This is a genomic window from Bacillus sp. PK6-025 (assembly GCF_056530265.1).
Window position 1 is genome coordinate 1,667,392 of sequence record NZ_CP096509.1, and the last position, 12,870, is coordinate 1,680,261.

Here is a 12,870-nt window from a genome sequence, read left to right on the forward strand (position 1 = left end):
TATGATACATTTACACATGGAATGTCCAGACGCCTAGCGAAAAACAGCATTTTTTCTAAGTGTATGAATTGTTGTTCACAATGTCAACGAATGAAAAGCGCAGGCGCATATCTGTAAAGAAAAAATATTGACAAAAAACATGATGAAAGCTATAATCATGTTTGTTGCTCACTTAGAGGTGATACAATGAAATGGACGATACATCAGTTGAATCAAATGCCGAAGAAAGACTTTGAATTTGATGAAACAGTTGATTTAAGCGAACTCTCTCAAAGCTCGGAAATACGCAGCATTTCACCGGTGCGGGTGAAAGGGCGCGCGGAATTCCGCTCAAAGCAGGCTGCATTTGATTTTACCATTTCAGGCGAGATGATCTTGCCTTGCTCAAGAACGCTTGTTGATGTTCGTTATCCATTCAGTATTTCTACAAAAGAACTGTTTATATTTCATAAGACCGAGGAATTGGAAGATGAAGACGTCCATATTGTTGAGGATGACCTCATCGACTTGACTCCGGTCGTGAAAGAAGAAATCCTTCTTGAGATCCCTATGCAAATCTTTTGTGAGTCTGTTCAAAAAGAAGAAGGTGCTCCGCAGGAGGGCAAGGATTGGCAGGTCATTACAGAAGATGACCGGAAAGACCGGATCGATCCGAGACTTGCCGGACTCGAGAAGCTCTTAAAACAAGATGATGAATCTTAACGCTCTTTAAGGAGGTGGGAATAATGGCTGTACCTTTTAGAAGAACTTCTAAAACGAAAAAAAGACTTCGTCGTACACACTTTAAATTGCAAGTGCCTGGTATGGTAGAATGCCCAAACTGTGGTGAGATGAAACTTTCACACCGCGTCTGCAAAGCATGTGGATCATACAAAGGAAAAGACGTAAAAAGCAACTAATCGTCAACAATGAAAAACACAAGACTTCAGGTCTTGTGTTTTTTTATTCCCTTCATCCTTTTATTTCCTGTAAAGAAAATAGTCTATCTACTCTATCAGCCGCATATGTATGAGGTAAATTCATAAAGTCATGGAGGGGGATAACATTTGACGATTACAAGGCAGGATGCATGGACACAGGATGAAGATATATTGCTGGCTGAGGTTGTTTTAAGGCACATTCGGGAAGGCGGCACACAGCTTTCAGCCTTTGAAGAAGTGGGCAAGGCTTTAAGCAGAACGGCCGCTGCCTGCGGATTCCGCTGGAATTCCTTTGTCAGAAAGCAATACCAATCAGGTATTGAACTGGCAAAAAAGCAGCGTAAAGAGCTGCGCAAAAAAATAGGCGTCCATTCTGCGAATCTTCCTGGATCTGTCAAAATGGTTTCCGGGAGCAATGCGGAAAATCTGACGCTCGATGATGTTATTCAATACCTTGAAAAGCTGAAAGAAGCCCCTGTTCAAAAAGACTTTATAGATGAGAAGAAAAAGCTCGCTGAAGAAATCAATGAGCTGAAACAAGAAGTTGAAAAGCTGCGAAGCGAAAATCAATCGCTGAAAAAACGGCTTGAATTGACGGAAGAGGACTATAAAGCCTTGATTGAAATCATGGAGAGAGCCCGAAAAATGGTCGTTCTTCAGGAAGGCGAACGAAACAAAAAGGTGAAGCCCCAGCCGGAGTCGAATGAAAATCTCGAGCCACTTGAAAAATAGAAAACCGGCCATCCTCTTTCGGCCGGCTTTTTTCATTTAGGCTGATTCAGAACTTTGATTTGGTTCGCTCGCAGGATGCCAAACGAGCGGATTTTCCCCTTTATCCCGGGCCATATCGTATTTAACCGGTGTAAAGCCCATCTTGCTCCAAAAATCGGATGATTTGACACGCGGGCTTGTGCGAATCGGGAGTCCGAATGATTTGGCGAACTCCACCAGCATCGTACCGTAGCCGTTGCGCTGATACCCCGGCAATACTTCAAGCTTCCAGAGCTCGAGGTAATCCTGGCCTTCTTCAAAGTATTGGTTGGTTTTTCCATCCGCTTTATACAGGCTCATTCTTGCGACGAGCCGATCCCCGTAATAGATGCCGTAAAAAGGTGAATTGCTGTCGTTTTCAATCATGTTGCTTTCAAGGTCCTCCAGCATGGAAAGCTCTTGAATCCCGTACTCCCTGAACTTTTTAAATTCTTCAAGCGTTTTGTAATTGATCAGCAAACGTTCGACTTTGACCATTATGTTACCCCCTTGTTTGTGGTCTACTTCTATTGTAAACGCTTTTTTCAAAAAATCCAAATGATAAAAATTTTCTAATATAATGAAGCGAAATGGTTCTGAATATTTGAAACAACTTACAAGTCAACGGCGAAAATTTCTGCTATGATATACAGTATATGAAAAAATCAGGGTGTGAGCATGTGAAAATCGGAGTCATCGGAGGAGGCTCGGTCGGCCTCCTTTTTGCATACTATTTTTCATTCGGCCATGAAGTGACGGTGATCGCTCGGAGAAAGGAACAGGCTGAAGCGATTGAAGAAAAGGGAATCCGCCTTCTTGAAGACGAACAAGAGATGATCAGGAACGTCAGAGGCAGGACTGAACTTGATCCTGACTGCGATCTTCTTTTTGTTGCCGTAAAGGAGCATCAGCTCGGAGGCGTTCTGCCGGAACTGGAACAGGCCGCGCCTCGTGATATCATGTTCCTGCAAAATGGAATGGCCCATATTCCCGTGCTTGATAAATGGCAGACGGGCCACCGCATTTATACGGGATCTGTGGAACACGGCGCAGTCAGGGTGGATGACCGCACATTCCGGCACACGGGAAAAGGGGCCGTAAAATGGAGCGCGTTCCGAAGTCCATCCGCCTCCCGGCTGAAAAAAGAGCTCGCTTCAGTTCATGAAGCGTTCCCTTTTATTTGGTGCGAAGACTGGTATAAGACCCTCGCCGGAAAATTGATTGTCAATGCGTGCATCAATCCGCTGACGGCTCTTTTGCGAGTGGAAAACGGCGCACTGCTTGAAGAGCCGATGTATGAGGCCTATATGAAGCTCGTTTTTGAAGAAGCGAGCCGGATTTTGAAACTTGAAGACCGCCAAGCAGCATGGGACCATGTTCTTTCCGTTTGCCGCCGGACAAAAAGCAACACGTCTTCGATGCTTGCCGATGTGCTGGCCGGAAGAAAAACGGAAGCCGATGCGATTATGGGCTATCTGCTGAAGCGGGCAAAAGAGTCAGAGGAGTCTGCTCCGCATCTTACCTTTTTATATCACAGTATCAAGGCGCTTGAAAACGAATGGAGCTAAATCTTTTGACCGAATCGCGGAACGTGCTATACTCGTTTCGGAAAGCTAACTATTTACTGGAGAAAGGAAGTTCTAAAGATGCAGCTTACTGAACTTTCCATACAAAGTCAAAACCCTTTTGTTCGAGACTATATAAATGGAAAAAAGGAGATAGAGCCGTTTTTCGATTACGGCCTGAGCAATGAAAGTTGGAGTGTCCGTTTGGATGACCTTTCCTCCCGGACGTATGACCGCGATGCTTTAGCTGACTATTTGCTCGACTATCACAGCAAATTTCAATCGGCAAGCATGAATGAAACAATCGAACGGCTTCGCGATCCGAAAAGCGTCGTCATTGTCGGAGGGCAGCAGGCCGGCCTTTTAACGGGTCCTCTTTACACTATACATAAAATCGTATCGATCCTTGTATTTGCAAAGCAAAAAGAACAAGAGCTGAACGTTCCGGTCATTCCGGTATTCTGGGTTGCGGGGGAAGACCACGATCTGGAAGAAATCAATCACGTCTACATTTCTGACGGGGGCAAGGTGAAAAAGCACAAGCTCCCGCAGTCTCACTGGAAAAAAAGCCAGGCGTCAAAAACGGCGCTCGATGCCGAAAAAGCTGAAAAGTGGCTGGACGGGATTTTTGCCTCATTTGAAGAAACGGAGTATACGAATGATCTTCTCGGCCATTTGCGCCGATGTTTAAGGCAGTCTCTTTCCTTCACCGATTTTTTCGAATATCTTGTTGCCGGCATGTTTGAACAAGACGGACTGATCCTTCTGAATTCCGGCGACCCGGGCATCAGAGCCCTTGAAGCGCGTTTTTTCCGGCAGCTGCTGAACAGAAACGACGAGCTGACCGATTCTGTCAAACGGCAGCAGGAATTCATGCAACAACTGGGCTACACACCGATTATTGAAGGAGCCGCACAGCATGCGAACCTTTTTTATGAGCACGACGGCGAGCGCTTTTTAATCGAAAAAGAAAACGGGGCGTTTTTTATAAAAGAGCTTCACCTTCAGTGGTCTGAAGCAGAGCTTTGCGATTTGATCTGCCAAAAGCCGGAAGCGTTCAGCAATAATGTCGTAACAAGGCCGCTCATGCAGGAATACCTTCTTCCGACATTGGCGTTCATCGCCGGTCCCGGAGAGATCAATTATTGGGGCGAGCTGAAAGGCGCTTTTCAGGTTATGGGTTATAAAATGCCGCCTGTCATACCGAGGCTTCAGGTTACATTCCTTGAGCGGCACATCGAAAAAAAGCTGGGCGAGCGGGGAATCGAACTCCGTGAATCGATTGAAAAGGGAGCGCGCGCCAAAAAAGAGCAGTATTTTGAAGATAAGGTTCCGAGCGGTTTTACCGATTCGGTCAAACAGGCGAAAGAAAAAATCGAAAACATCCATTCCGCTGTGCGCGCTGAAGCCCTCGAAATCGACGGGAGCCTCGACCCCCTTTTAGAAAAAAACTCAGGCTTCATTCAAGACCAGCTCGAATTTTTGGAGAAAACGGTTATCAAAAGGATTGAAGAAAGAGAAAACTACATTTTGCGTGATTTTGACAAAATTCAAACGAGCATCAAGCCTTTAGACGCTCCGCAGGAGAGAATTTGGAACATCGTGTATTATTTGAACAAATACGGTCCGAATTTCTTGGAAAAATACAAGGATTTGCCATATTCATTTCAAAACATGCATCAAGTTGTCAAACTTTGAAATAATTTTTTAAAAAACCCTGAGTAGTTCAGGGTTTTTTTTTGTTCTAAAACAGTGTAAAATAAATTTGTGGAGAGAAGTGGTGGATAGTGGTGAGTTGAGGAACGAAAGTGGGGGCCGAGATCATGTTTATGGGTGAATACCAGCATACGATTGATTCAAAAGGCCGCATGATCGTTCCGGCGAAATTCAGAGAAGGCCTCGGCGAGCAGTTCGTTCTGACGCGCGGGCTTGATCAGTGCCTGTTTGGCTACCCGATGTCCGAATGGAAACTCATCGAAGAAAAACTGAAGGCTCTTCCTCTTACGAAGAAAGATGCACGCGCTTTTACCCGCTTTTTTTTCTCCGGAGCCACCGAATGCGAATTGGACAAGCAGGGCCGGATCAACATTGCATCACCGCTTTTAAATTATGCAAAGCTTGAGAAGGAATGCGTGGTCATCGGAGTTTCAAATCGAATTGAATTGTGGAGCAAAGAGATTTGGGAACAATACGTAGAAGAGCAGGAAGATTCATTTGCCGAAATAGCTGAAAACATGATCGGATTTGATATATAATGAATCTTTGCGCATGCGGCGCTTCTGCAATCAGTTCATTTGAATAAAGGTGGGACTAGTAAAGAAATGTTTGAGCATACAACAGTATTATTAAAAGAAACAGTTGACGGTTTAAATGTAAAAGAAGACGGTACATATGTAGACTGTACATTAGGCGGTGCCGGTCACAGCGAATATTTGCTTTCACAGCTGTCTGAAAAAGGAAAGCTGGTCGCTTTTGACCAGGATGAAACCGCACTCCGCCACGCGAAGGAAAAACTGGCGGATCATGAAGGACAAGTCGTTTTCATAAAAAGCAATTTTCGGTATTTAAAAGACCGTCTAAACGAAATCGGCATCACGAAAGTGGACGGTGTTTTATTTGATTTAGGCGTCTCATCTCCTCAGCTGGATACACCTGAAAGGGGCTTCAGCTATCATCATGATGCACCTCTTGATATGCGAATGGACCTGTCGGCGGGCCTTTCGGCAAAGGAAGTCATCAATGAATGGCCTTATGAGGATCTCGTGAAAATCTTCTTTAAATACGGAGAAGAGAAGTTCAGCAAGCAAATCGCCAGGAAAATCGAAAAAGCAAGAGAACAATCGGCTATTGAAACAACAGGCCAGCTTGTCGATATCATCAAAGAGGCGATTCCCGCACCGGCAAGAAGAAGCGGCGGGCATCCGGCTAAACGGATCTTCCAGGCGATTCGAATTGCGGTAAACGATGAATTGAGAGTGTTTGAAGAAGCGCTTTTACAGGCGATTGAGGTACTGAAGCCGGGCGGAAGGGTATCGGTCATCACGTTCCACTCGCTGGAAGACCGGATCTGCAAATCGACATTTAAAGAGATGTCATCGCCTCCTGAACTGCCTCACGGACTGCCCGTGATCCCCAAGGAGTTTGAACCGAAATTAAAGTTAGTCAACAGAAAGCCGATCACAGCTTCTGAAGAGGAGCTTGAACACAATAACCGTGCGCGCTCAGCGAAGCTGCGCATCGCGGAAAAAGCACGAGAGTGAGCTGTACGAATTAAAAGGAGGTCATCAGTCTATGAGCAATTTGGCTTATAAAGTAGAAAAACAGCAACGACAGACAAACAGTGCAGAACAATCCGTTATCATCCGGAGAAGAGCATCGATAACGCTTGGGGAAAAGGTACTGATTGTGCTTTTTGCCCTGGCTGTACTCAGCGCTTCACTTTTTATGATTTCAAAGGCTTTTGCCGCGTATCAGACCAATATTGAAATTCAAAAGCTCGAAAAGAAGGTTGAAACGGAAAGCAGCAGAGTTGGTGACCTCGAAAAAGAAGCCGATATGCTGAAAGAGCCGGACCGTATCATGGACATCGCCCGGAAAAAAGGCCTTAAATTAGGTGATAAAAAAGTGAAAGACATACAGGAATGATGCACAATGCCGAAAAAAAATAAATTCATGAACAGAGGAGCGGCAATACTCAGTATTTGTTTTGCCCTCTTTTTCTTTGTTATCGTAGGACGATTTGCGTTTATTCAAGCGACGGGAAAAGTGAACGGCGAAGTGCTTGCACAGAAGGCGAACGAACAGTATGAGAAAAAGCGGACGATCGAAGCCCACCGGGGATCGATCCTTGACCGGAACGGAAAAGTGCTTGCCGAAGACACTTCGACATACAAGCTCGTCGCGATTATGAGCAAAAAGATGGAACCTCAATACGTGAAAAACAAGCAGCTGACGGCTGAGAAGCTTGCGCCGATTCTCGGTATGGATGAGGGGAAAGTGCTCGATATTCTCAATAAAAAAGGAGCGTTTCAGGTTGAATTCGGATCGGCGGGGCGGGATTTGACATATGCCCAAAAAGAAAAAATCGAAAAGCTGAAGCTGCCTGGCATCGTGTTCACCCGCGATACGAAGCGCTACTATCCAAACGGAATCTTCGCTTCCAATCTCATCGGCTATTCGCAGATCAACGCAAAAACAGGTGAAATGCAAGGCATGATGGGCCTTGAAAAAACGCTCAACGATTATTTGAAAGAAACGGACGGATACATGACGTACGACACCGACAGAACGGGCTGGCGCCTGCCGAACAGCAACGAAAATATTAAAGCGCCAAACAACGGAGACAACGTGTATTTGACAATCGATCAAAAAATCCAGGCGTTTTTGGAAGACAGCATGACCACCGTCCAAAAAGAATACAAGCCGAAGAAGATTATGGCGGCGGTCGTTGATCCGAAAACGGGCAAAGTGCTCGCGATGGGGCAAAGGCCGAGCTTCAACCCGAACGTACGCGATGTCACGAACTATTACAACGACCTTGTCTCCTACAGCTTTGAGCCAGGCTCAACGATGAAGATTTTCACATTGGCGGCAGCCATCCAAGAAGGCGTATATAATGGAGGAGAACCATTTAAGTCTGGATCATATTCGGTTTCTAAAAAAGATAAGCCTATTAAAGACCATAACGATGGAAACGGCTGGGGAACGATCACATTTAATGAAGGTGTTGAACGCTCCTCAAATGTTGCGTTTGCGATCCTTGCCAATGATAAACTCGGCACGGACCGCTTCAACCAATATTTGCGGAAGTTCCATTTTTACGACAAAACGGGCATCGACCTGCCTGGGGAAGCGAACAGCAAAATCAATTTTGAATATTTGCGTGATAAAGTAACAACTGCCTTTGGTCAAAGTTCAGCGGTCACGCCGATCCAGCAGCTTCAGGCCGCGACAGCGATCGCGAATAACGGAAAAATGATGAAGCCTTATGTCATCGATCATGTCGTTGATTCTGACAAAAACAAAACGATTTATCAAAATAAACCGGAAAAAGTCGGACAGCCGATCTCTGCCAAAACGGCAAAAGAAGTGCGCGATCTGCTGGGAAAAGTCGTCACATCTGATAAAGGGACGGGGAAGCCGTACAAGATCGAAGGATTTGATGTCGCCGGAAAAACCGGTACGGCGCAAATGACCGGTGAGGACGGAAAAATCTTGAAGGGACGCGAAGACTACGTGTTCTCCTTCATGGGCATGGCGCCGAAGGACGATCCGCAGCTTCTCGTTTATGTAGCCGTACAGCAGCCGCAATTAAAGGCTACGGAAACAGGTTCTGCTCCGGTATCAAAAATTTTCAATCCGGTGATGAAAAACAGTCTTCACTATTTAAATATCACACCGACAGAGACCAAAAAAGAAGAAAAGCAGGAAGAAAAACAGCTGGAAATGCCTGATTTCACCGGCAAACGAGCCAAATCCGCCGAAAAAGAGGCGCAAAACAGCAGCCTTGTTCCGGTTACGATCGGCGATGGCTTGGCTGTGAAAGAACAGTACCCGAAAGCGGGAGAAGCCGTCCTGTCGAATCAGAGGGTCTTCCTGAAGGCCGACGGGAAAATCACACTGCCTGATATGACGGGCTGGTCAAAGCGTGACGCTCTCCGCTTCGGCGCCATGGCAGGCATTCATATCGAAACGAGCGGCCAGGGTTATGTGAAAAGCCAAAATGTAAAAGCAGGCAAAGAATTAAAAGCCAACTCGGTCGTAAAAGTCAGATTGAAAAACGAATAGATCCCATCTAAAAGGCTATCGGCTCAGAGTCGATAGCCTTCCGTTTGGGCGCGGCGCCTCCTGAGCATATAAAAATAAGGGCCGTTCTATCAAAACGCCCCAAGGCATAAAATGAAACAAGCCTAAATAAGGAGTGAACGGTCTCTTGCGCGTTTCCAATGTAACGGTCAGAAAACGTTTAATATTCGTTCTGCTTTTTGGTGTGATCATCTTTTTGATTATTGATACAAGGCTCGGATACGTTCAGTTCGTTCTGGGGGATAAACTGACGACATTAGCTAAAGATTCGTGGAGCCGGAACCTTCCTTTTGAGCCGGAAAGGGGCGAAATATTGGACAGGAACGGCGTCAAGCTGGCGACAAACCAAAGCGCGCCATCGGTTTTAGTTGTTCCGAAGCAGGTTGAAAATCCGATCAAAACGAGCAAACTGCTGGCCAGCGTGTTGAATATGTCGGAAGAAAAAGCGTACAAACATGTCACGAAAAAAACGTCAATTGAAAGGATCAATCCCGAGGGCCGGAAAATTTCCCATGAGAAAGCAAAAGAAGTCAGAGATCTCAACTTGAAAGGCGTATACATTGCAGAAGATTCGATCCGCCATTACCCGTTCGGCAGCTATCTGTCCCATGTGCTCGGATTCGCGGGCATTGACAACCAGGGTCTGCTTGGCCTCGAAGCTTTTTATGACAAAGAGTTGAAAGGTGAAAAGGGCTATGTGAAATTTTATTCTGATGCAAAAGGCAAGAGGATGCCGGGGGAGGCGGATGACTATACACCGCCGAAAGACGGGCTTGATATGAAGCTGACGATCGATTCAAAGGTGCAGACGATTATGGAGCGGGAGTTTGATATCGCAGAAGCGAAGTATAACCCGGACGGAATGGTCGGTGTTGCGATGAACCCGAAAAACGGGGAGATATTGGCGATGGTCAGCCGGCCGGACTTTGACCCCGCAAACTACAAATCAATCGATCCTAAAGTCTATAATCGGAACTTGCCTGTATGGAGCACATATGAGCCCGGTTCGACTTTTAAAATCATCACGCTTGCCGCAGCTTTGGAAGAGAACAAAGTCAACCTCCAAAAAGATCACTTCTATGATAAGGGTTCCGTTGAAGTGGACGGCGCAAGGCTGAAATGCTGGAAGCGCGGCGGACACGGCGCACAATCGTTTCTTGAAGTCGTCCAAAATTCGTGCAACCCGGGATTTGTTGAGCTTGGTCAGCGGCTCGGCAAAGAAAAACTGTTCAGCTACATTAAAAATTTCGGCTTCGGACAAAAAACCGGGATCGATCTACAAGGCGAAGGAACGGGCATCTTATTCCCGCTTGACCGCGTCGGTCCTGTAGAGCAGGCGACAACCGCTTTCGGCCAGGGGGTATCGGTGACACCGATCCAGCAGGTCGCAGCTGTTTCTGCAGCTGTCAACGGCGGAACGCTGTATACGCCGTATATTGCCAAAGAGTGGATTGATCCCGTAACAAAACAAACAGTGAAAAAACAGACGCCGATCGCCAAAAGAAAAGTGATTTCTGAAGAGGCATCGAAACAGATCCGGTACGCGCTGGAGAGCGTTGTCGCCCAGGGGACGGGGCGGAACGCTTTTGTCGACGGCTACCGGGTGGGCGGCAAAACCGGTACAGCGCAAAAAGTCAAGGACGGGAAATATTTAAAAAACAATCACATCGTCTCGTTTATCGGAACGGCTCCTTCAGATGATCCGAGCATCGTCGTTTACGTCGCCGTCGACAATCCGAAAGGCACGATTCAATTCGGGGGTACGGTTGCAGCGCCGATCGTCGGAAACATCATGAGAGACAGCCTTCCACAGCTCGGCGTTAAGAAGCGGAAAGATCAGATTGAACGCAAATATCAATGGCTGGACAAAAAGCTGATCGAGGTCCCGAACCTTATAGGGCTTTCCGTGACAGAGCTTGAACCATTGCTGATCAACCTCAGGCTGAAAGCTTCCGGAAAAGGCGATGTCGTCGTTCAGCAGTCCCCTAAGCCGGGCGAAAAAGTAAAAGAAGGATCGACCATTCGCATTTACCTTGACAATAAAGACGGAGCCTCTGATTAATTCGGATCATGATAAGGAGCGGCAACCGGCTGATGACCGGGGGCCGTTCCTCCTAAAAAATATATAGATTTTAAAGGATTAGCTGGATGTATCCTCTTTTTTACGCTAAAATATGAACTGTATGTCTGCATGCAGCTCGTGCGGTTAATCAACGCAGGAACAATATGACAACGAATGAAGAATGATTAGACTTGAGAGGTTTGATACGATGAAATTAACAAAGCTTCTTACATATTTAAAAAATGCACCTTCCTATGCCGGCCAAGAAGACCCTGATATAACTTCAATTGAGATGGACTCCAGGGAAGTCAAGACAGGGAGTCTTTTTGTTTGTATAAAAGGCTATACAGTCGACGGGCATGACTACGCCCGGCAAGCCGCTGAAAAAGGGGCTGCCGCTATCGTGGCGGAAAGGGAAGTGGACGCCGATGTGCCGGTGATCATCGTCCGCCATACGAAGAGAGCGCTTGCCGTGCTGTCGGACGCCTTTTACGGACAGCCGACGAAGCAGCTGAAGCTGATCGGCATTACAGGCACAAACGGCAAGACATCGACTTCTCACATGGTGGAGGAGATCTTTAGAAAAGCCGGGAGCCGCACAGGACTGATCGGCACGATGTACACGAAAATCCATGACGAAACGTTCGATGCAAAAAATACGACGCCGGAAAGCGTCACACTTCAAAAAACGTTTAGAAAAATGGTTGATCAGGATGTGGATACAGCCGTCATGGAAGTGTCTTCACACGCTCTCCACATGGGCCGGGTCCACGGGTGTGATTACGATATCGCCGCATTTACGAACCTGACTCAGGACCACCTTGACTACCACCGGACAATGGAAGAATATAAACATGCGAAAAGTCTGCTTTTCTCTCAGCTCGGCGGATCTTTTAACCACGATACACCGAAGTGGGCCGTGCTGAATGCGGATGACCTTGCTTCAGCGTATTTCGCCCAAGTGACGTCAGCACACCTTTTGACATACGGAATTCAAAACGATGCCGATGTCATGGCTGAAAATATCAAAATGGCTCCGAAAGGGACAACCTTTGATCTGGTGACGCCCAAAGGTACTGCACAAGTAACGATTCCGCTTGTCGGCCTCTTTAACGTCTACAATGTTTTAACGGCCGCGGGGATCGCACTAGCAGCGGATATCCCGTTTGCCACGATCACAGAAGGAATTGAAGGGCTGAAAGGCGTCAGAGGAAGATTTGAGCTTGTGGACGCCGGCCAGGACTTTCCGGTAATCGTCGACTATGCCCATACTCCTGACAGCCTCGAAAATGTCTTGAACACGTGCAGAGGCTTAACGGAAGGAAAGCTGTTTGTCGTCGTCGGCTGCGGAGGAGACCGCGATAAGACGAAGCGTCCGAAAATGGCGAAAATTGCCGTTGACCTTGCCGATGAACCGGTCTTTACAGCCGATAATCCGAGAAGCGAAGACCCGCTCGCCATTTTAAACGATATGGAGGAAGGCGTAAAAGGGGCTTACTATCACAGCATCGTCAACCGTGAGCAGGCAATCTTTTTTGCCATTGCAAACGCCAAAAAAGGCGATGTCGTCCTGATCGCAGGCAAAGGCCATGAAACCTATCAGCAGATCGGCGGTCAAACCTTTGATTTTGATGATGCTGAGGTGGCCAAAAGAGCCATTCTTGAGCTGAAATAACCGAAAAAGAACTACAGGAAAGAGTTGTTGAAATGATGGATGAAATAAATCAACATATGAAAAAAAACAGTGAATATGATAAATGCGTATGCT

General features: G+C 46.6%; 12 protein-coding genes. 11 read left to right on the plus strand and 1 reads right to left on the minus strand.

Translation table 11 applies throughout. The features are described from left to right. Window positions 1–186 precede the first annotated feature (186 nt). The 3 genes from M1D67_RS08705 (at window position 187) to gerR (ending at window position 1,652) form a co-directional block, all read left to right on the plus strand. Entirely contained in the window at window positions 187–702 is a 516-nt protein-coding gene (locus tag M1D67_RS08705; RefSeq protein WP_023857255.1) for a YceD family protein, read from the plus strand. Between the two features lie 23 nt (window positions 703–725). Beyond that, on the plus strand, window positions 726–899 hold the full coding sequence (rpmF, locus tag M1D67_RS08710; protein WP_003181522.1) for a 50S ribosomal protein L32: 174 nt from the start codon (window positions 726–728) through the stop codon (window positions 897–899). Between the two features lie 147 nt (window positions 900–1,046). Next, the gene (gene gerR, locus M1D67_RS08715) at window positions 1,047–1,652 is read left to right on the plus strand and encodes a sporulation-specific transcriptional regulator GerR (RefSeq protein ID WP_195536276.1); all 606 of its coding nucleotides are present in this window, start codon (window positions 1,047–1,049) and stop codon (window positions 1,650–1,652) included. Between the two features lie 36 nt (window positions 1,653–1,688). Here the strand turns inward: gerR and M1D67_RS08720 are convergent, their stop codons facing one another. Continuing rightward, window positions 1,689–2,168 (minus strand): N-acetyltransferase, encoded by a 480-nt coding sequence (locus M1D67_RS08720; RefSeq protein ID WP_020451291.1) that lies wholly within the window; start codon window positions 2,166–2,168, stop codon window positions 1,689–1,691. Between the two features lie 182 nt (window positions 2,169–2,350). Between M1D67_RS08720 and M1D67_RS08725 the strand changes: the two genes are divergently transcribed. The 8 genes from M1D67_RS08725 to M1D67_RS08760 all read left to right on the plus strand — a co-directional run bounded on the left by M1D67_RS08725 (window position 2,351) and on the right by M1D67_RS08760 (window position 12,777). Next, window positions 2,351–3,238, plus strand: a complete 888-nt coding sequence (locus M1D67_RS08725; RefSeq protein WP_101560819.1) for a 2-dehydropantoate 2-reductase — start codon at window positions 2,351–2,353, stop codon at window positions 3,236–3,238. 78 nt (window positions 3,239–3,316) lie between these two features. Beyond that, the gene (gene bshC, locus M1D67_RS08730; RefSeq protein WP_479831777.1) at window positions 3,317–4,933 is read left to right on the plus strand and encodes a bacillithiol biosynthesis cysteine-adding enzyme BshC; all 1,617 of its coding nucleotides are present in this window, start codon (window positions 3,317–3,319) and stop codon (window positions 4,931–4,933) included. Window positions 4,934–5,058: 125 nt separating this feature from the next. After that, entirely contained in the window at window positions 5,059–5,490 is a 432-nt protein-coding gene (gene mraZ, locus M1D67_RS08735; RefSeq protein WP_009328555.1) for a division/cell wall cluster transcriptional repressor MraZ, read from the plus strand. A gap of 66 nt (window positions 5,491–5,556) precedes the next feature. Continuing rightward, a complete protein-coding gene (gene rsmH / locus M1D67_RS08740) occupies window positions 5,557–6,495 on the plus strand; it encodes a 16S rRNA (cytosine(1402)-N(4))-methyltransferase RsmH (protein WP_020451294.1) in 939 nt (312 codons plus the stop codon). A gap of 31 nt (window positions 6,496–6,526) precedes the next feature. Then, a complete protein-coding gene (ftsL, locus tag M1D67_RS08745) occupies window positions 6,527–6,880 on the plus strand; it encodes a cell division protein FtsL (protein ID WP_020451295.1) in 354 nt (117 codons plus the stop codon). Window positions 6,881–6,886: 6 nt separating this feature from the next. Next, on the plus strand, window positions 6,887–9,022 hold the full coding sequence (locus M1D67_RS08750; protein ID WP_479831778.1) for a penicillin-binding protein: 2,136 nt from the start codon (window positions 6,887–6,889) through the stop codon (window positions 9,020–9,022). A gap of 145 nt (window positions 9,023–9,167) precedes the next feature. Beyond that, window positions 9,168–11,102, plus strand: a complete 1,935-nt coding sequence (locus M1D67_RS08755) for a stage V sporulation protein D (RefSeq protein ID WP_035338833.1) — start codon at window positions 9,168–9,170, stop codon at window positions 11,100–11,102. Window positions 11,103–11,310: 208 nt separating this feature from the next. After that, window positions 11,311–12,777, plus strand: a complete 1,467-nt coding sequence (locus tag M1D67_RS08760) for a UDP-N-acetylmuramoyl-L-alanyl-D-glutamate--2,6-diaminopimelate ligase (RefSeq protein ID WP_144497612.1) — start codon at window positions 11,311–11,313, stop codon at window positions 12,775–12,777. Window positions 12,778–12,870 lie beyond the last annotated feature (93 nt).

What these genes read in the sequence shown, in the direction of transcription:
- M1D67_RS08705 (WP_023857255.1), top strand. Translation starts at nt 187, where the DNA reads ATGAAATGGACGATACATCAGTTGAATCAAATGCCGAAGAAAGACTTT.
- rpmF (WP_003181522.1), top strand. Translation starts at nt 726, where the DNA reads ATGGCTGTACCTTTTAGAAGAACTTCTAAAACGAAAAAAAGACTTCGT.
- M1D67_RS08720 (WP_020451291.1), bottom strand. Translation starts at nt 2,168, where the DNA reads ATGGTCAAAGTCGAACGTTTGCTGATCAATTACAAAACGCTTGAAGAA.
- bshC (WP_479831777.1), top strand. Translation starts at nt 3,317, where the DNA reads ATGCAGCTTACTGAACTTTCCATACAAAGTCAAAACCCTTTTGTTCGA.
- mraZ (WP_009328555.1), top strand. Translation starts at nt 5,059, where the DNA reads ATGTTTATGGGTGAATACCAGCATACGATTGATTCAAAAGGCCGCATG.
- rsmH (WP_020451294.1), top strand. Translation starts at nt 5,557, where the DNA reads ATGTTTGAGCATACAACAGTATTATTAAAAGAAACAGTTGACGGTTTA.
- ftsL (WP_020451295.1), top strand. Translation starts at nt 6,527, where the DNA reads ATGAGCAATTTGGCTTATAAAGTAGAAAAACAGCAACGACAGACAAAC.
- M1D67_RS08750 (WP_479831778.1), top strand. Translation starts at nt 6,887, where the DNA reads ATGCCGAAAAAAAATAAATTCATGAACAGAGGAGCGGCAATACTCAGT.
- M1D67_RS08760 (WP_144497612.1), top strand. Translation starts at nt 11,311, where the DNA reads ATGAAATTAACAAAGCTTCTTACATATTTAAAAAATGCACCTTCCTAT.